General features: G+C 70.4%; 17 protein-coding genes. 10 read left to right on the forward strand and 7 right to left on the reverse strand.

Features of this window, described 5'->3' with window-relative positions; all coding sequences use genetic code 11:
• Positions 1-68 precede the first annotated feature (68 nt).
• Positions 69-1,127 carry a sigma-70 family RNA polymerase sigma factor gene (locus tag VFA06_RS17175; protein ID WP_324841604.1) on the reverse strand — a complete coding sequence of 353 codons (1,059 nt, stop codon included), beginning with the start codon at positions 1,125-1,127 and terminating at the stop codon, positions 69-71.
• A 61-nt stretch (positions 1,128-1,188) separates the two neighbouring features.
• On the opposite strand from VFA06_RS17175, the gene VFA06_RS17180 reads away from it, so the two are divergent.
• Both VFA06_RS17180 and VFA06_RS17185 read left to right on the forward strand, forming a co-directional pair.
• Entirely contained in the window at positions 1,189-1,986 is a 798-nt protein-coding gene (locus tag VFA06_RS17180; RefSeq protein ID WP_349260220.1) for a HipA family kinase, read from the forward strand.
• Positions 1,986-2,414, forward strand: coding sequence for a DUF3037 domain-containing protein (locus tag VFA06_RS17185; protein ID WP_324841606.1), 429 nt, complete (start codon positions 1,986-1,988; stop codon positions 2,412-2,414). The genes VFA06_RS17180 and VFA06_RS17185 overlap by 1 nt, the downstream gene beginning before the upstream one ends.
• 76 nt (positions 2,415-2,490) lie before the next feature.
• Here the strand turns inward: VFA06_RS17185 and murA are convergent, their stop codons facing one another.
• Together murA and VFA06_RS17195 are read right to left on the reverse strand one after the other, a co-directional pair.
• Entirely contained in the window at positions 2,491-3,798 is a 1,308-nt protein-coding gene (gene murA, locus VFA06_RS17190) for a UDP-N-acetylglucosamine 1-carboxyvinyltransferase (RefSeq protein ID WP_324841607.1), read from the reverse strand.
• 78 nt (positions 3,799-3,876) lie between these two features.
• Positions 3,877-4,659 (reverse strand): GNAT family N-acetyltransferase, encoded by a 783-nt coding sequence (locus tag VFA06_RS17195; protein WP_324841608.1) that lies wholly within the window; start codon positions 4,657-4,659, stop codon positions 3,877-3,879.
• Between the two features lie 47 nt (positions 4,660-4,706).
• On the opposite strand from VFA06_RS17195, the gene VFA06_RS17200 reads away from it, so the two are divergent.
• Complete coding sequence (locus VFA06_RS17200) at positions 4,707-6,083, forward strand: replication-associated recombination protein A (RefSeq protein ID WP_324841609.1); 1,377 nt, start codon at positions 4,707-4,709, stop codon at positions 6,081-6,083.
• A 49-nt stretch (positions 6,084-6,132) separates the two neighbouring features.
• Here the strand turns inward: VFA06_RS17200 and VFA06_RS17205 are convergent, their stop codons facing one another.
• The 4 genes from VFA06_RS17205 to VFA06_RS17220 form a co-directional block, all read right to left on the reverse strand.
• Positions 6,133-6,681 (reverse strand): O-acetyl-ADP-ribose deacetylase, encoded by a 549-nt coding sequence (locus VFA06_RS17205; protein ID WP_324841610.1) that lies wholly within the window; start codon positions 6,679-6,681, stop codon positions 6,133-6,135.
• The gene (locus tag VFA06_RS17210) at positions 6,678-7,139 is read right to left on the reverse strand and encodes a DUF4395 domain-containing protein (RefSeq protein WP_324841611.1); all 462 of its coding nucleotides are present in this window, start codon (positions 7,137-7,139) and stop codon (positions 6,678-6,680) included. Before VFA06_RS17210 ends, VFA06_RS17205 begins: the two co-directional genes overlap by 4 nt.
• Positions 7,140-7,388: 249 nt before the next feature.
• Positions 7,389-7,775, reverse strand: a complete 387-nt coding sequence (locus VFA06_RS17215) for a thioredoxin family protein (RefSeq protein WP_414639914.1) — start codon at positions 7,773-7,775, stop codon at positions 7,389-7,391.
• A gap of 190 nt (positions 7,776-7,965) precedes the next feature.
• Positions 7,966-9,204: an MFS transporter gene (locus VFA06_RS17220; RefSeq protein WP_324841620.1), complete on the reverse strand. Its 1,239-nt coding sequence runs from the start codon at positions 9,202-9,204 to the stop codon at positions 7,966-7,968.
• 146 nt (positions 9,205-9,350) lie between these two features.
• Between VFA06_RS17220 and VFA06_RS17225 the strand changes: the two genes are divergently transcribed.
• The 7 genes from VFA06_RS17225 to VFA06_RS17255 all read left to right on the forward strand — a co-directional run bounded on the left by VFA06_RS17225 (position 9,351) and on the right by VFA06_RS17255 (position 17,526).
• Entirely contained in the window at positions 9,351-9,980 is a 630-nt protein-coding gene (locus VFA06_RS17225; protein WP_324841613.1) for a TetR family transcriptional regulator, read from the forward strand.
• Positions 9,981-10,027: 47 nt separating this feature from the next.
• The gene (locus tag VFA06_RS17230; RefSeq protein WP_324841614.1) at positions 10,028-10,450 is read left to right on the forward strand and encodes a DUF948 domain-containing protein; all 423 of its coding nucleotides are present in this window, start codon (positions 10,028-10,030) and stop codon (positions 10,448-10,450) included.
• Between the two features lie 11 nt (positions 10,451-10,461).
• Complete coding sequence (locus VFA06_RS17235) at positions 10,462-10,725, forward strand: hypothetical protein (protein ID WP_324841615.1); 264 nt, start codon at positions 10,462-10,464, stop codon at positions 10,723-10,725.
• A 220-nt stretch (positions 10,726-10,945) separates the two neighbouring features.
• The gene (gene alaS / locus VFA06_RS17240) at positions 10,946-13,618 is read left to right on the forward strand and encodes an alanine--tRNA ligase (RefSeq protein ID WP_324841616.1); all 2,673 of its coding nucleotides are present in this window, start codon (positions 10,946-10,948) and stop codon (positions 13,616-13,618) included.
• 219 nt (positions 13,619-13,837) lie between these two features.
• Complete coding sequence (gene ruvX / locus VFA06_RS17245) at positions 13,838-14,335, forward strand: Holliday junction resolvase RuvX (protein WP_324841617.1); 498 nt, start codon at positions 13,838-13,840, stop codon at positions 14,333-14,335.
• Positions 14,332-16,635 carry an endolytic transglycosylase MltG gene (mltG, locus tag VFA06_RS17250; protein ID WP_324841618.1) on the forward strand — a complete coding sequence of 768 codons (2,304 nt, stop codon included), beginning with the start codon at positions 14,332-14,334 and terminating at the stop codon, positions 16,633-16,635. Before ruvX ends, mltG begins: the two co-directional genes overlap by 4 nt.
• Positions 16,636-16,680: 45 nt before the next feature.
• Entirely contained in the window at positions 16,681-17,526 is an 846-nt protein-coding gene (locus tag VFA06_RS17255) for a shikimate dehydrogenase (protein ID WP_324841619.1), read from the forward strand.
• Positions 17,527-17,749: the final 223 nt, after the last annotated feature.

The following is a 17,749-nucleotide window of genomic DNA, read 5'->3' on the forward strand; positions in this document are numbered from 1 at the left end:
CCAGATCGTGCCTGCCCCGGCCCGTCGTGCTGAGCTCGCGCCGGGCTTGGTGGCCCGGCGACGGCAGCTCAGGCGCCGGTCGGCTCGTGCCTGCCCGGCACCTCACGCCGCGGCAGGTATGTGCTGACCGCGCCGCCGGCCACCCGACCCAGCTTCTCCGGGTTGACCACGGCGTACGCCTCGACGATCCGGCCGTCCGCGATCTCGAAGGCCATGACGCCCATCGCCGCGCCGGTCTTGTCAACGAGCACCAGGCCGGGCGCGCCGTTGACCTCCGCCTCGCGCATCTCCAGCCCGGACTCCGGATCGAGCCACCGGGTGAGGCCGCTGACCAGCCGCGCCACCCGGTCCGCGGTGAACACCGGCTGAGCGCCCGCGCGCACGATGCCGCCACCGTCCGAGTGCCAGACGACGTCCGGGTCCAGCACGGCCATCAGCCCGGAGATGTCGCCGGTGAGGGAGGCCGCCGCGAAGGCCGCGACGACCTTCCGGTGCTCGGGCCGGTCGAGCCGGCGCCAAGGACGGTCCGACGGGCCCGAGCCGGCCGCGGCGTCCGCCGTCGCATCCTGCTCGGCGTCCGCCCAGGCCTCAGGTTCCGCCCAGCTCACGCTCGCGCCGCTGGTCCCCTCGCGCACCCGGCGCCGCGCCCGCGAGGCCAGCTGCCGCACCGACTCCGGCGTGCGGCCCAGCGCCTCGGCGATCTCGCCGAACCCGACCGCGAACACGTCGTGCAGCACGAACGCCACGCGCTCGGCCGGGCTCAGCTGCTCCATGACCGCGAGCATCGCGTAGGAGACGGACTCGCCGAGCGAGGCCGCGTCCTCCGGACCCGGCTGGCGGTCCACGGCCGAAATCGAAGGCTCCGGCAGCCACTCGCCGAAGTAGGCCTCGCGCCGTGCCCGCGCCGATCCGAGCTGGTCGTAGCAGATCCGAGTGACGACCGTGGTCAGGAACGCACGCGGCTCCTGCACCGCGGACCGGTCCGTGCTCTGCCAGCGCAGCCAGGCGTCCTGGACCGCGTCCTCGGCGTCCGCGAGCGATCCGAGCAGCCGATAGGCGACGGCGGAGAGGTAGCGGCGGTGCTGTTCGAAGTCCGTGCCTTCATCAATCGTCTGTTCCCCGGTCACCCCCACACGGTATCCGAGGGCCGCTGCCGCGGGAGGATCGGCCGGGCCGAAAGAGCATGTGATGGCCAGACCTGGGCCCGGCGACGGTAGCCTTGATCGCGTGTTGCGCGAAGTGACGGCCACCCGGTACGTGACCCCGCTGCGGGAGGGCGGGTCGCTGCCGGCCATCGTCGAGGCCGACGATCTCGGCATGTACGTGGTCAAGTTCCGCGGCGCCGGACAGGGACGCAAGGCCCTGATCGCGGAGATCGTCGCCGGCGAGCTCGGCCGCGCCCTCGGCCTGCCGGTGCCGGAACTCGTCACCGTGCAGCTCGACGAGGCCATCGCGAAGGGGGAGCCGGACCAGGAGATCCAGGAGCTGCTGCTGGCCAGCGTCGGGCGCAACCTGGGCCTTGACTACCTGCCCGGTTCGCTGGGCTTCGACCCGCTGGCCTTCCCCGTTGAGCCGGAGCCGGCCGGGCGTGTCCTCTGGTTCGACGCCCTGATCGGCAACGTCGACCGCTCCTGGCGCAACCCGAACCTGCTGCGCTGGCACGGCAGGCTCTACCTGATCGACCACGGCGCCGCGCTGATCTTCCAACACAACTGGCCCGCGGCCGCCGCCTCGGCGCGCCGCGCCACCAAGCTTGCCGACCACGTGCTGATGCCGTTTCACCCGGACCTCGCCGCGGCCGACGCGGAACTCTCGCCGCTGGTCACACCGGATGCGGTCGGCGCGGCCCTCGCCTTGGTGCCGGACGAGTGGCTCGAGGACGAGCCGGGCTTCGCGACGCCGGACGACGTGCGTGCCGCCTTCCTGACCTGGTTCGACGCGCGGATGCAGCAGCCGCACTCGTGGCTTCCGGAGGTGCCGAAGTGATGCAGGCCAAGGCACCGCAAGCCGCCTCGCCCGAAGCGGCGCTGGTACGCAACGCCTTCGAGTACTGCCTGCTCAAGGCCGTGCCGCGGGTGGAACGCGGCGACAGCGTGAACGTCGGCGTCATCGTGTACTGCCAGGCCCGCGACTTCCTGGACGCCCGCACGCACGTGGACCCCGCGCTCCTGCTCGCGCTGGACCCGGCGGCCGACGTCTCAGGGATCGAAGCCGCCGTCGCCGCCTACGCCTGCGTCTGCCGCGGCGGCAAGCAGGCCGGCCAGGCGGGCGAGAGCACGGCCGGGCAGCGTTTCCGCTGGCTGACCGCGCCCCGCTCGACTGTGGTGCAGCCGGGACCGGTGCACCTCGGGATCACGGCGGACCCGGCCGCGGACCTGGAACGGCTCGCGGCCCGGCTCCTGCCGCCGCAATAACAGGCCCGCTCTCCGCGGAGAGAGCCGTTTCCGTCTCAGGTGGCGCTATCTAGCCGTCTCGCGCCGCGCTGGCGGCTCAGGCCTCGACCGGCGTGATGGCCATCCCGATCGACTGAAGGCGTTCCAGCGGCTCGTCGTAACCGCGCTCCAGCGATTCGACATCCAGCAGCACCGACGGACCCTCCGCGATCGAGGCCGCGATCACCGACGAGTACCCGGTGCGCACGTCGGGCACATGCACCTCCGCTCCCACCAGCTTCGACGGGCCGTGCACGACCGCCGAGTGCAGGTAGTTGGTGTCGTGGAACCGGCAGCCGTTGCCGCCAAGGCACATCGGGAACAGCTCGATCTCGCAGCCGAGCTGCTTGAGCGCGTCCACGTACACGAACCGGTTCTCGAACACCGTCTCATGCAGCACCGACAGCCCGCGGGCCTGGCTCATCAGCACCAGCAGCGGCTGCTGCCAGTCCGTCATGAAGCCGGGGTGCGTGTCCGTGGTTACCGCCGCGGAACGCAGCCCGCCCGGCGCCGACGCGGTGATGTACGACTCGTCGATCTCGAACTGCGCGCCCATCTTGCGCAGCGTCTCGATCGCGGTCACGAGGCGGTCCTGTGCGCAGCCGTGCACCCGGACCTGACCTCCCGTCAGCAGCCCGGCCACCAGATAGCTGAACGCCTCGAGCCGATCGCCGGCCAGGCGCGTCGCCGCACCGTGCAGCCGCTCGACACCCTCGATCACAATCCTGCGATCCGGCTGCAGTTGGATGCCCGCGCCCATGCGCTGCAGGAACAGCGCCAGTTCCAGGATCTCCGGCTCGACCGCCGCGTTCGTGATCACGGTGCGGCCCTCGGCGAGAACCGCTGACAGGATCACGGACTCGGTCGCGCCGACGCTCGGATAAGGCAGCGAGACACGCGTGCCGCGCAGCCGCCGGGCTACCGCGTGCAGACCTGATTCGTCGACCGTGATCTGTGCGCCCATCGCGGTGAGCGCCTGGATGTGAAAGTCGAGCGGGCGCGGACCGATCTGGTCGCCGCCGACCATCGGCACGAAGGCCTCGCCCGTCAGATTGAGCAGCGGGCCCAGCATCAGCACCGGAATACGGTTGCGGCCGGTGAAGGTCTGCGGCACCGCGGAGTGCGGGCTCGCGGTCGGCTCGACGCGCAGCGTGTCGCCGTCGCGTTCAATGGAACAACCGACGGCCCGCAGCATCTGCGCGGTGATCTCCACGTCGCCCACCCGCGGCGCATTGGCGATCGTGCTCGGGCCGCCGCCCAGCATCGCGGCCACCATGTGCTTCGTTACTGCGTTCTTCGATCCGCGCACCGTCACATCGCCGCGCAGCGGGCCGGTCGGATCGATCTTCCAGCCTCTCGTTCCCATGCGCGTCATTGTGCCGGTCCGCGCGGCTAAGCGGAGTCGGTCAGCGTTATCGGTGCGAAACCGCTGGTGTGACGTGTGTTACCGGCTCAGCTCGGCGCGTTCCCGCAGCCGTCCGGACGAGAAGCGGTGCGTTGTCTCATAACCCAGTCGCACGTACAGGCGCCGCGCCGAATCGTTCGGGTGGTAGTGCGCCAGGGTGCAAAGCCGCTCGCCGCGCTCAAACGCCTGGCGCGTCAGCGCGGCCGTGATCGCACCGCCGAATCCTCGGCCACGCGCAGCGGGATCGGTTGCGATCGAGGCGAGGTAGGCGACACCGGAAATGCGGCGGGTCAGCGCACCGACGGCGAGCAACGCCCCGGACGTCTCGTCGCGCACGCCTGCCCACTGTTCGACCAGTTCGTAGTCCGCGCGGACCGAATGGTGCGGGTTGACCCGGTCGAGGAAGCCCTGGATCTCCGGCCGATCCTCCAGCGCCACGACGAGCGACTCCGCCGGTTGAGCCGCAGGCGGAGCCCAGGTCGCCATCAGATCCCAGTCGCTGTCCGCCTCCTGGCCGGGCGCAGGGTCCGCTTTCCACCGCGCCAAATCGACGCCGCGCGGCACGGTCAGCCCGGCGATCTGCCCGCCGAGTTCCGCCAGAGCGGCGTCCACGAGCTTCGGCGTGGCCTGCGGGTCGCCGATCACGCTGAGCCAGCAGGCGGCGCCGCTGTAGTCGTCCTTCGCGGCGAACGCGAGCCCGCCATCCAATGCCCAAGCCGCGATCGCGCCACCGCGCGTCTCACTGATCACCATCACGTCGTCGGGAGCGGTGGCGTGCAACTCCTCGGCGGTAAGGCGCTGAACCGTGGATATCCCCGTCATGATCCACGATTCTGTCACGGTCACCGGGCCGCATTACGCTCAGGTGTATGGAGCCGGAGACCCTTTTCGACGCCGTCGGCCGGGAACGTGCCGAGGCCGGCGCGCCGCTGGCCGCGCGGATGCGGCCGCGCACCCTCGACGAGGTCGTCGGGCAGGCCAAGCTGCGCCGCCCCGGCTCTCCGCTGCGTCGCCTTGTCGAGGCCGCGCCCGGTTCACGCGCCGTACCCGCCTCGGTGATCCTCTGGGGGCCGCCCGGCACCGGGAAGACGACGCTCGCGCACGTGGTCGCCCGCAGCACCGACCGGCATTTCCGCGAGCTATCCGCGATCACCGCGGGGGTCAAGGAGGTGCGCGCGGTCATCGAGGGCGCGCGCCGCGACCTGGGCATGTCCGGCCGCGAGACGCTCCTGTTCCTCGACGAGATCCACCGCTTCTCCAAGGCGCAGCAGGACTCCTTGCTGCCCGCGGTCGAAAACCGCTGGGTGACGCTGATCGCCGCGACGACGGAGAACCCGTACTTCTCGGTGATCTCGCCGCTGCTGTCCCGTTCGCTGCTGCTGACGCTCGAGCCGCTGGACGAGGCCGATGTCGACACGCTGATCGACCGCGCGCTGACCGCGGAGCAGGGGCTGGCGAACTCGGTGAAGCTGGATCCCGAGGCGCGGGCGCAGCTGCTGCGGCTGGCCGGCGGCGACGCCCGAAAGGCGCTGACGGCGCTGGAAGCGGGTGCGGGCGCGGCACGCGACCAGGGCTTCGACACGGTGACCGCCGAGATCCTGGCGCAGGCGCTCGACCGCGCGGCGGTCCGCTACGACCGGGACGGTGACCAGCACTACGACGTCGCCTCGGCGCTGATCAAGTCGATCCGGGGCTCGGACGTGGACGCGGCGCTGCACTACCTCGCCCGGATGATCGAGGCGGGGGAGGACCCCAGGTTCATCGCGCGCCGGCTGGTCATCTCGGCCAGCGAGGACATCGGCCTGGCCGATCCGACCGCGCTGCCGACCGCGGTCGCGGCGATGCAGGCGGTGTCGTTCATCGGCTGGCCGGAGGCGCGCATCAGCCTGGCCCAGGCGGTCATCGCGCTGGCGCTGGCGCCCAAGTCGAACGCGGCGATCTCGGCGATCGACGCGGCGCTGGCCGACGTGCGCGCGGGTCTTGCCGGACCGGTGCCGATGCACCTGCGTGACGGTCACTACAAGGGCGCTGCGAAGCTCGGGCACGCGCAGGGCTACATCTACCCGCACGACCTGCCGAGCGCGGTCGCCGCACAGCAATACGCGCCTGATGCCATTCACGGCAAGCGGTACTACAACCCGACGCGGCACGGGATAGAAGAGCGCTACGCCGACCGCGTCGAGAAGATCCGTGCCCTGCTGGCCGGTGAGGGCAGCGAGGCGCGGCCCGAGTCCGACGACGCCTAGGCCCGGTTTGGAACGTGGCGCCGGTCAGGCGGGACTTTCCACGCCGGGCCTAGTTCGCGCTCAGTCCGAGCGAATCGGCGGCCTGCTGGAAGGCGGCGAGTGCTCGGTCGTCGAAGAGCACGAACCTGATCTCCTCCACGCGCGTCGGCGACTGGGAAACTGTCCGCAGCGCGATGACGGCAGCGTCCTCGACGGGCCAGCGATAGACGCCGGTGGAGATGGCGGGAAACGCGATCGCTTGCGCGCCGAGTTCGTCCGCGACGAGCAGGCTGTTGCGATGACAGTCGGCCAGCAGGGCCGAGCGGTCCTCGCTCGCCGAGAAAACCGGCCCGACCGTGTGAATGACCCAGCGTGCGGGCAGCCTTCCCGCCGTGGTCGCGACCGCCTGGCCGGTCGGCAGGCCGCGGCCGTAGTGCGACGCGCGCAGCGCCCGGCACTCCTTCAGGATCTCCGGCCCGCCCCGCCGGTGAATCGCGCCGTCCACGCCGCCCCCGCCGAGCAGCGAGGAGTTCGCGGCGTTCACGATCGCGTCGACCTGCTGCTCGGTGATATCCCCGCGCAGCAGCGTCAGCCGGGGCGCGCCGGAGGCGTCGGTCACGAGCCGACCGGCTCCCGTCTCGGTGCACCGCGCCGGATCAGCAGGTAGACCTCGCAGCCGAGGCAGAAGTCGAAGGCGGCGTTGAGGAACGCGGCGGCCAGCGCGAACCCGGTGAAGACCAGGCCGAGCGCGGTGACTCCGGACAGGTAGCCGAGGGTGCCGACGGCGGCGAACGCGAAGCCGACGCCCTGGGCGAAGGTCGGGGGCGCGGGATTCTCCAGCTCGGTCGGCTTCGCCAGGCGCGGCCGGATGAGCTTGCGGTACAGGTAGCCGTACGGCGCGTACTTGAGCCCGGAGAAGGCGCCGAGCGCGAAGATGACCGTTTGTACGGCGAGCAGCCAGCCGTTGCTCGTGAGCAGCACGACGGCCAGCACCACCGTGGTGATCACGGCGCCGAAACGCGGGCCGCGCGGGTCGATGAAGGCAGCGGATTGAGCTTGGGACGGGTTTGACGACACGGCGATTCGCTCCGAATTGGCGTCAGAAAATGCAGGAGAGGAAATAAGCCGAGGACGTAAGCCGCAGGGACTCGAAGTGTCCGCGAAGGCTACGGATTAGGCTCGGGCCGCGGCCTGATCGGCCCTGCGGCTGCCTGGATCAGCGCTGATTCAGCGCTGGATCAGCTGTGGCAAGCCGGACACGCGCAGGTGCACACGCGGCAGTGGTCCACCGCGCGCCTGCGAGTGAGTAGCTCTCCTTGCATGTCTCTATCGTACGGACACGTCAAGCGCGGCAAGGACCTGTTCTTTGCGCGGTACGCCGGAGGCCCGAGCGGTCACGCGCCCGGCGCCGTCCAGCACGAGCGTCGTCGGTGTACGCAGAATCCCGATCTCGCGCACGAGGTCCAGGTGCGCCTCGGCGTCGATCTCGATGTGCTCGACCCCGTCCACCTTCGCAGCCACGTCCGCGAGGATCACCTTGGTCGCGCGGCACGGCTGGCAGAACGCTGAAGAGAACTGCAACAACGTCGCGCGGTCGCCCAGGGCGCGTCCGAGCTGTTCGGCGGTCAGCACGGGCTGCTCGCGGCGGCCCGGCCGCCGTGCCGCCTCGTCCGCGTTGCCATCGCCATCGACTTCGGCACCGGGAATCGGCATCGTCTCGTCCGAGGCCTGCTCGTCCAGCACGCCGTTGTCCAAAGCCGCCGGATGGATTCGGACGCGACCGTCCGTCCGCTTCCGCCACACGCCGAAGGCGCTCGCCAGCGCGAGCACGACGATAAGCACGATCAAACCGGTGGCCACGTCGTTGTGCAGCGCGGCTGGTCGCCGCGTTATTCCGCGCGTGTCAGTCGGTGACTGCGCCGCTCGCCGCGTACTGCGGCTCCAGCACGTGCGATGCAGCCGCGGTCCGTGCGTGCCTGAGGCGGTGTGTCACGGTCACCGCCGCCGCCGTCAGCGCACCCGCCGCGCCGACGCAGCCGACCGCGGCGAAGCCGAAGGCGGGCGAGGAGTGGTCGATCATCGCGCCGGCCAGCGGTGCGCCCAGCGCGTTGCCCAAGGTCAAGGCCGCCGAGTGCAGCCCGAGGGCCTCGCCGCGAGCCGACTCCGGCACCCGGTGACTCACCGCGACCACGGTCTGTGCGACCGTCGGCGCGCAGGCCAGACCGGCTGGGATGAGCGCGAGCGCGAGCAACGGCCAGCTGTGCGCCAGGCCGACGGGTATGGTCGCCGCTCCGAGCAGCGTCATCAAAGTGAGCATGCCGAGCGGCCGAGGTATCGCGCCGTGTATGAAGCCGCCGATCATCGAGGCCCCGCACCACACGATGATGGTCACTCCGGCCCACCGCACCTGCCCGTGCGCGCGCAGGACCGCGACGATCGAGACGTCAGTCCCGGACAGCACGACCGTCGCGGCCACGGCGACGAACAGCACCAGCGCGAAGCCCGGCCCGAACCAGCTGCGCCGCGCGGGCCGCGGGCCGGCCGCGTCCGCCGCGTCGGGCCCCGTGACCCGCGGGTTGTACGCCCACATCACGGCCGCGGAGAAGGCCAGCGCCCCGCCGAGCGCGCGCAGGGTGGATATCCCGTCACCCAGCTGCGTGATCATGAGCACGGCGAGCGCCGGGCCGACCATGAAGGCGATCTCCACGGCCATGGAGTCCAGCGAATAGGCCTGCCGGCGCTGCTCCTGCGGCACCCTGGCGGCCAGCGACTGCCGCACCAGCGGCATGATCGGCACCTGCAACATCCCGCCGAGCACCGCCGCCGGGATCAGCGCGGCGAACGGCAACATCGGCGCCGTGGTCCAGAACGCCAGTGCCGCGGCGCCGGTCACCCCGAGCACCGGCCGCGGCCCGCGCCGGTCCACCACCCGCCCGAGCAGCGGGGAGCCGACCGCGAGTCCGACCGTGAACGCGGCACTGGCCGCGCCGGCCGCTCCGTACCCGAGATGGCGGTCCAGCACGACGCTCAGCGTGAGCGCGGTGCTGGTCGCCGTCCCCGGTATCCGGGCGATCAGCGCGACGAGCATGAACAGCCGCATCCCCGGGATTCGGAGCACGGAGCGGTAAGGGGCCAGGTGCATGACGGTCAACTACCTCCAGGACGATGTTCCCAGATGCCACCGACAACCAACAGCGCGAATCTGCCGCGGACCCGAAGCGCGATTTGACAACAAGCGTTGGCCAACGAAGATGGACATCACTAAGCGCACCTGACCGAGGAGCCCCGATGACCATGCCGGACCGCCGCTTCACCGATCGCTCGGCCCCGGCTCGCGCCGCGATCCTGGCCGCGGCCCGCTCACGCTTCGCCGCCGACGGGTACGACAAGGCGACCATCAGGGCGATCGCCGCAGACGCCGGCATCGACGCCTCCATGGTCATCCGCTACTACGGCAGCAAAGCAGAGCTCTTCGAAGCCAGCTCCGCCATCGACCTCGCGCTGCGCGAGACGGTCCCGACGCACGAGGGCCCCGAGCGCCTCGCCGAGGAATACGGCCACGCGTTCATGGCCCGCTGGGAGAGCGGCACCAACGAGGTCGAGCAGCTGCTGATCCGCACCGCGCTCACGCACCAGGACGCCGTCGGCCAGATTCAACGGATCTTCGACGAGCAGATCAAGCCGCCGATCCTCGCCGTCCTCGGAGACGACCCGGACGCGGAACTGCGCGCCGCGCTGGTCATGACCCAGACCTTCGGACTGGCGATCTGCCGCTACCTGCTCGGACTCGACCCGATCGCGTCGGCCGACCCGGCGACGCTGGAACGCGCCATCCGCGATTCCATCCGCACACACCTGACCCGATCCATGCGCGATGACGCCGACGAGCCGTTGCCCGAGCCGGTCACCGAGCCCTGAGCCCGAAACACGATAGTGTCTGCGCCGACGGGCAACAGGGCGAAGGGATGGACCCCAAGGTGTCGGCAGGAGCAGTCGTCGGGCTGGTATTCGCGATCTTCTTCGCAATCGGGGTCATCTTCCTGTGCTTCGTCCTGCTGCGGCTCGCCGAGGTGCTCAAAGAGGCCGGCAAGCTGGTGGCCGGGATCGCCGACCAGACCGTGCCGCTGCTCGGCGAGGTGACCACCACCGTGGTCACCGCCAACCAGCAGCTCGGGCGGGTCGACACCATCACCGAGAACGTCGCCAACCTCTCCGGCAACGCCTCGGCGCTCGCCTCGACCTTCTCCGCGACCGTCGGCGGCCCGATGATCAAGGCGGCGGCCTTCTCCTACGGCGTGCGCACCGCGCTGGCCAACCGCCGCAAGGCCGACGTGGAGAAGCGGGTTCGCGCCGAGATCAAGGCCGAGCGCAAGGCCAAGAAGGGCTAAGGGCAGCAGCGATGGGCAAGCGGGTGTTCTGGATCGCGCTCGGCGCGACCGCCGGCGTCCTGGTCGTCAGGAAGGCGTCCAAGGCGCTGCACAAATTCACCCCGTCCGGGATCGCCGACGGCGCGGCCGGGCTGCCCGGGGCGATCGGCGGGGCGTTCCAGGATTTCGCCGACGACGTACGCGCCGCGGCCGCCGAGCGGGAGTTCGAGCTGTACCGGGTGCTCGGCGTGGACGTGGCCGATCCTTCCGAGGACGACAAGAAGCTCCCGCGGTAGCAACGCGCGCGCCGCCGGAGGAACCGCATCCGGCGCGGTGTATACCCTGCGAGGGGATATGTGGGACCGGCTGCGGTCTGCTTCCTGAGACAATGGCATCCGTGCCCGGCCACGCAGCCGGGCACGCGCGCCCCGCGCAGCGAGCGTTCCCGTATGAAAGCCAGGGCGCGTTACCGAACTGATCGACCGACAGACGACCGTTCCGAGAGGCACAGGACCGATGGACTCCGCAGAAATCCGCCGTCGCTGGCTCGACTTCTTCGTCAAGCGCGGACACGCCGAGATCCCCTCTGCCTCGCTGATCGCCGCCGACCCGACGCTGCTGCTGGTCAACGCGGGCATGGTGCCGTTCAAGCCGTACTTCCTCGGCCAGGAGGCCCCGCCCGCGCCGCGCGCCACGTCCGTGCAGAAGTGCGTGCGCACCCTCGACATCGACGAGGTCGGCAAGACCACCCGGCACGCGTCCTTCTTCCAGATGTGCGGCAACTTCTCCTTCGGCGACTACTTCAAGGAAGGCGCCATCAGCTACGCCTGGGAGCTGATGACGAGCTCCGTCGAGGCGGGCGGCTACGGCCTGGACGGCGACCGGATCTGGGCCACCGTCTACCTCGACGACGACGAGGCCTACGGCATCTGGCACGACAAGATCGGGATCCCGGCCGAGCGCATCCAGCGGCTCGGCATGGAGGAGAACTTCTGGTCCATGGGCGTGCCCGGACCCTGCGGCCCCTGCTCCGAGCTGAACTACGACCGCGGTCCCGCGTACGGCGAGGCGGGCGGACCGGCTGTCAACGGCGAGCGGTACCTGGAGGTCTGGAACCTCGTCTTCATGCAGTACGAGCGGGGCGCGGGCACCGGCAAGACCGACTTCCCGATCCTCGGCGACCTGCCCTCGAAGAACATCGACACCGGCCTCGGCCTCGAGCGGCTCGCCTCGATCCTGCAGGGCGTCGACAACCTCTACGAGATCGACACCTCGCGCATGATCATGGACAAGGCCGCGCAGCTGACCGGCGTGGTCTACGGCAAGGACCACAAGTCGGACGTCGCGCTGCGCGTTATCACCGACCACGTGCGCGCGGCGACGATGCTTATCGGCGACGGCGTCGTCCCGGGTAACGAAGGACGCGGATACGTGCTGCGCCGCATGATGCGCCGCGCGATCCGCAACATGCGCCTGCTCGGCGCGCACCAGCCCACCGTGCACGACCTGGTCGCCTCGGCGGTCGACGCGATGGGCCCGCAGTACCCCGAGCTGGTCTCCGACTACAAGCGCATCGACGCGGTCGCGGTCGGCGAGGAGGAGTCGTTCCTGCAGACCCTCAAGACCGGCACGAACATCTTCGACACCGCGGTGAGCGCGACCAAGAGCGAGGGCCGCAAGCAGCTGGCCGCCGCGGACGCGTTCCAGCTGCACGACACCTTCGGCTTCCCGATCGACCTCACCCTCGAGATGGCGGCCGAGCAGGGCCTGACCGTGGACGAAGACGGCTTCCGGCGCCTGATGTCCGAGCAGAAGGCTCGGGCGAAGGCGGACGCGAAGGCGAAGAAGACCGGGCACTCGGACCTGTCGGCCTACCGGGAGCTCTACGACGCCACGGGCGCGCCCGAGTTCACCGGCTACGGCGAGACCACCAGCGAGGGCAGCGTGCGCGGCCTGCTGCGCGGCGGCTCGGTGGCGACCGAGGCGGGCACCGGCGAGGAGATCGAGCTGGTCCTCGACCGCACCCCCTTCTACGCCGAGGGCGGCGGCCAGCTCGCCGACCACGGCCTGATCCGGCTCGGCAACGGCGCGCTGGTCGAGGTGCTCGACGTGCAGAAGCCGGTCGGCGACCTCATCGTGCACCGCGCGGTGGTGCGCGACGGCGAGGTCGTCGTCGGGCAGCCGGCCGAGGCGGTAGTCGATGTGACGCGCCGTCACGCGATCTCCCGCGCCCACACGGCAACGCACATGGTGCACCGCGCCTTCCGCCAGCTGCTCGGCGAGACCGCTACGCAGGCGGGTTCAGAGAACGCACCGGGCCGCTTCCGCTTCGACTTCGCGCACCCGCAGGCCGTACCGCAGTCCGTACTCGCGGACGCGGAGCAGTTGGTCAACGCGGTGCTTGTCGACGACCTCGCGGTTACCGCACAGATCATGTCGCAGCCCGAGGCGAAGGCCATGGGCGCGATGGCGCTGTTCGGCGAGAAGTACGGCGACCGGGTACGCGTCGTGTCCGTAGGGGACTGGGCACACGAGCTGTGCGGTGGCACACATGTGCCGAATACCGGGCGCCTCGGCCTCGTGAAGCTTCTGCATGAATCCTCCATCGGCGCGGGCGTCCGCCGCGTCGAGGCACTCGTCGGCGCGGACGCGTACAACTTCCTCGCCCGCGAGCACGTGCTGCTCGCTCAGGTCTCCGAGCTGGTCAAGACCCGGCCGGAGGAGCTGCCCGAGCGCATCGCGGGCATCGTCGCCAAGCTGCGCGACGCCGAGAAGGAGATCGCGGCGCTCAAGGCCGGACAAGTGCTCGCGGTCGCGGGCGAACTGGCCGGGAACCCGCTGGACGTCCACGGCGTCGCTTTCGTGGCGCACCGCGCGCCGGACGGCACCTCCGCGGACGACCTGCGCAAGCTCGCCTTCGACGTGCGCGGGCGGCTCGGCTCCCGGGCCGCGGTGGTCGCGCTCGCGGCTGCGGCGAACGGGCGCCCGGTGGTCCTGGTGGCGACCAACGAGGCGGCGCGGGAGCATGGCCTGAAGGCCGGGGCCCTGGCCAAGACCGCCGCGCAGGCGCTTGGCGGCGGAGGCGGCGGCAAGGACGACGTCGCACAGGGCGGCGGCACCGACGTCGGTGCGCTCGACGCGGCGCTCGAAGCGGTCCGCGTGCAGGTCGCCGCGGCCGGTCCGGCGTAACGCGCGCCGGACGGCAGCCGGACGCGGTCCGGTCCGGTCCCGGTGGCCGAAACCGAACCGGGGCGAATTGAACCAGAACGACCGGCCGTACGTCCTGGACGGTCGGCGCACCAGGATCGCGATACCGTGCTGGACTGGGACACACCGGCCCGGCGCGGCAGCCCGCGGTCGGTGTGCCGCGGCAGCGAGGCGACGCGCGCCTGGGCGATAGGGAGAACGGTGAGAGCGGGCAGACGGCTCGGCATCGACGTCGGAGCGGTCCGGATCGGAGTGTCGGTCTGCGACCGCGACGGACTGCTGGCCACGCCGGTCGAGACGGTCAAGGCGGGCGAGGGCGACCTCGCCCGCCTCGCGGCGCTGGCCGCCGAGCACGAGGTCGTCGAAGCCGTGGTCGGTCTGCCCCGGTCACTGTCCGGAAGCGAGGGACCCGCGGCCGTGAAGGCCCGCGAGTTCGCCGGCCGGCTCGCGCGGACAATTCGCCCGATTCCCGTGCGGCTCGTCGATGAGAGGTTGACAACCGTCACCGCGACACGTGGACTACGCGAGTCGGGAGTTCGCGGTCGCCGTAGCCGCGCCGTGGTCGATCAGGCCGCGGCGGTGGTGATCCTGCAGGACGCGCTCGACGCCGAGCGGGCCTCCGGGCGTCCGCCCGGTCAGCTGTCCGTGGTTGACGACGACGGCGCGCCCCACGCCCCGGTTAAGGAGTTCGAGGCTTGAGCGACGACGGTTGGTACGGCGATCCGCAGGAACCGGCTCCCACTCCCGGTTACGGACAGAGCCGGGGACGCCGCGCAGCGTACGGGCACGAAGAGCAGTCGGGACAGCCCGGACAGTACCCGCAGCAGGCCGGGCAGTCGGGTGGGTACCCTCAGGACCCGTACCAGTCGGAGCAGTATTCGCAGGGCTACTCCTCGCAACCGCAGCAGCCGTATTACGACGAACTCGGCCCGCGCTCGACGCCCCCGCAGAGCTGGAACTCTTCGCAGCAACAGGGTTACTCGGAGCAGCAGTCATATCAGCAGTCGTCGTACCAGCAGCCCTACGAGCGGCAGTCCTACGAGCCGCAGCAGCAGTCGTACGAATCGCAGCAGTCATACGAATCGCAGCAGTCGTACGGCCAGCAGTCGTATGAGCCGCAACAGCAGTATCAAGCTCCGGCTCAGCCGCAGACGCCGCGCAGCCAAGAGCAGTACCCGACGCGTGGTCAGGCGCCGCGGTCGTCTCAGCCCTCCCGTCCGAGCGCGGACCCCTACGCATCGGGCTCGTACGGTAATGACGCCTACGGCTCGACATCTGAAAGCTACGGCTCGGGCTCCTACTCGTCCGACGCGTATCAGCCCTCATCCGGACAGTCACCGCGTGGCGGCCAGCCCTCGCAAAGCCAATACTCGTCCGGGTCGTACACACCAGCCGACCCGTACTCGTCGGGCGGCTACACGCGGCCGACCCGCGACGGATACTCGAGTGGCGAGTACCAGCCGGTCGACCGTGACCCGCGCCGCCGCAGCGGCGAGTACCCGACCACTGGTGGCGGCTACGAGACCGGCGCTCAGGCTCCAGGCGGCGGCTACCCGGCAGCCGGCCGCGGCGCCCCGGGACGTGGCCCGGCAAGCACGCAGTCGCAGATGCGGGTCCAGGACCCGTACGCGCGCCGCGGTGGTCTGGCTCCTGACACGTCCAACGACTTCGCGCAGTACGAGGACGATGACAAATTCCCCGGCGCGTCGCGGTCCACGCGTCGTTCCCCGGGTTACCCCGGCGAGGCCGGGAACCGCGCCGAAGCCCCGTCGCCGCGTAATCGCCGCCGCGGCGGCGAACCCGCCGACGCGGTGCCCGAGGAGCAGCCGCCGAATGACGGCCGCTTCAGCCTGATCGACGACGAGGACGGCGAAGAGCCCGGCTCGGGCCGCGGCGGCAAGAAGCAGAAGAAGGGCCGCAACTGCCTCGCCGTCTTCATCGCCTTCTCGGTGATCGCCGGCGGCCTCGGCTACGGCGGCTACAAGGGCGTGCAGTGGTATCAGAGCAAGTACGGCGCGCCGCCGGACTACATCTCGACCACGGGCACCGGCGCGAAGGTCGACGTCACGATCCCGTCAGGCTCCGGCGGCCGCACGATCGGCGGCATCCTGTTCGACGCGGGCATCATCAAGAGCCAGCGGGCGTTCACCAACGCCTGCAACGCCGACCCGAAGTGCGGCAACATACAGGCTGGCACCTACCTCCTGCCCAAGGGCATCAGCGCCGCGAGCGCGATCACCGACCTGCTGGACCCGAAGAACCAGGACAGCAAGTCGCAGCTGATCACCTACGGCGGTGAGCGCGCCTCGCAGGTCTTCGCCGCGCTGGAGACCAAGACCGGCTGGAACGACGCGGACGTGCGCGCCGCCATCGCCGGCGGCCAGATCGACCTGCCGTCCTGGGACACCGGCCAGCCCGGCGCGAAGTTCCCGTACGCCCACATCGAGGGCTTCATCGCGGCCGAGACGTACGTCCTGACCGACTTCAAGTCGCCCACCGCGCTGCTGAAGAAGATGGTCGACGACCAGATGGCGGTCTTCAACCAGGAGAACCTGGTCGCCAAGGCCGCCGCACTCGGCCTGACCCCGTACAAACTTCTGATCATCGCCTCGCTGGCGCGCGCCGAGGCCGGGACGAACACCGCCGACCTCAACAAGATCGCCGGAGTGGTGTTCAACCGGTTCAACAACCCGGCGCTGTTCGCGCACCTGGGCTTCGACACCTCCACGCTGTACGGCATGGGCAACGTCGGCACGGTGCCGAACAACAAGGACACCACGAACCCGTACAACACCAGCGTCTTCGGTATCAAGGGGCTGCCGCCGAGCCCGATCGACAACCCCGACCAGGCATCGGTCGACGCAGCCATCAACCCGAACCGGGCCAACAACTACCAGTACTTCTGCGCCACGCCTGACGGCGTCATGTACGCGTCGAACAACACGCAGTGGCAGCAACTCGGCCAGAAGTACAAGGGGCTGTGCGGATCGAACCGATGACCTTGGCGCGATGGAAGGGGCGGTACGACGCCGCATGACGACCGCGTGACGACCGCTTATCGGGCTGCGGTACTCGGCTCGCCCATCGCGCATTCGCTCTCGCCGGTACTGCACCGGGCCGCGTATCAGCGGCTCGGTCAGACCGGCCGAAGCTACGAGGCGTTCGAGGTGGACGAGGCCGCGCTGCCGGGTTTCCTCCGCGGGCTCGACCTGACCCAGTGGTGTGGCCTGTCGCTCACCATGCCGCTCAAGCGCGCGATCATGCCAATGCTCGAGGCGGTGAGCGAAACCGCGCTCACAGTCGAGGCCGTCAACACCGTGTTGTTCGGTCAGAACGGGGCTCTGAGCGGCGAGAACACGGACGTGCCCGGCTTCGTCGCCGCATTCGCGGAGCGCGGGATCACCGCTGCGGAAACGGCGACGGTTCTCGGCGGAGGCGCTACGGCCGCGTCCGCGCTCGCGGCGCTCTCCTCGATCGTCCATGGCGGCGGCGTCGATATCTACGTGCGCTCGCTGGCCCGGGCCGATGAATTGCGGCCGGTGGCGGAGCGCTTAGGCGTCGAACTGCGCGTTCACGGCTGGGACGGCGCGGTTACCGCACTCGCAAGCCCGCTCGTCGTCAACACGACGCCTGCGGGCGCCGCGGACGAGCTGGCGGAGGGCGTGACCAAGCCCGTGGGCACGCTCTTCGACGTAATCTACCATCCCTGGCCGACGCGCCTCGCTGCCGCCTGGCAACAGGCGGGCGGCACGGTGCTCGGCGGACTCGACCTGCTTATCCACCAGGCCGCGCTGCAGGTGGAGCTGATGACCGGAGCCGATCCGGCACAGCGCGACACGGTGGTGGCGGCCATGCGGGAAGCCGGGACCGCAGCGCTCAGCGAACGCTGACCGCAGGGTGCGGTACCACGGGCCGCGGCTGACTAATACACGTCCAATGCCCTGGCTCGGGCATCCTCACCTGTGCAGCGACAGACCGGTGAGCTGACCGTCCGCTGCGAACTCCACCGTGAACGAACCGATGCCCTCGGCCGCCACCACGATGCCTCCCGGTACGCGACTCCACTCCCAGCCGTAGTGCTCTACATATCCGAGCACGCACTCGGCGGCGTCC

Source organism: Actinocrinis sp. (genome assembly GCF_035653575.1).
Lineage (GTDB): Bacteria > Actinomycetota > Actinomycetes > Streptomycetales > Catenulisporaceae > Actinocrinis.

Bases quoted from the DNA above. Each gene is read 5' to 3' on its own strand.
- VFA06_RS17230 (WP_324841614.1), top strand. From the start codon at position 10,028: ATGGACCCCAAGGTGTCGGCAGGAGCAGTCGTCGGGCTGGTATTCGCG.
- murA (WP_324841607.1), bottom strand. From the start codon at position 3,798: ATGGGAACGAGAGGCTGGAAGATCGATCCGACCGGCCCGCTGCGCGGC.
- VFA06_RS17180 (WP_349260220.1), top strand. From the start codon at position 1,189: ATGGCCAGACCTGGGCCCGGCGACGGTAGCCTTGATCGCGTGTTGCGC.
- VFA06_RS17185 (WP_324841606.1), top strand. From the start codon at position 1,986: ATGCAGGCCAAGGCACCGCAAGCCGCCTCGCCCGAAGCGGCGCTGGTA.
- VFA06_RS17235 (WP_324841615.1), top strand. From the start codon at position 10,462: ATGGGCAAGCGGGTGTTCTGGATCGCGCTCGGCGCGACCGCCGGCGTC.
- alaS (WP_324841616.1), top strand. From the start codon at position 10,946: ATGGACTCCGCAGAAATCCGCCGTCGCTGGCTCGACTTCTTCGTCAAG.
- VFA06_RS17225 (WP_324841613.1), top strand. From the start codon at position 9,351: ATGACCATGCCGGACCGCCGCTTCACCGATCGCTCGGCCCCGGCTCGC.
- VFA06_RS17200 (WP_324841609.1), top strand. From the start codon at position 4,707: ATGGAGCCGGAGACCCTTTTCGACGCCGTCGGCCGGGAACGTGCCGAG.
- VFA06_RS17195 (WP_324841608.1), bottom strand. From the start codon at position 4,659: ATGACGGGGATATCCACGGTTCAGCGCCTTACCGCCGAGGAGTTGCAC.
- VFA06_RS17215 (WP_414639914.1), bottom strand. From the start codon at position 7,775: ATGCCGATTCCCGGTGCCGAAGTCGATGGCGATGGCAACGCGGACGAG.
- VFA06_RS17220 (WP_324841620.1), bottom strand. From the start codon at position 9,204: ATGCACCTGGCCCCTTACCGCTCCGTGCTCCGAATCCCGGGGATGCGG.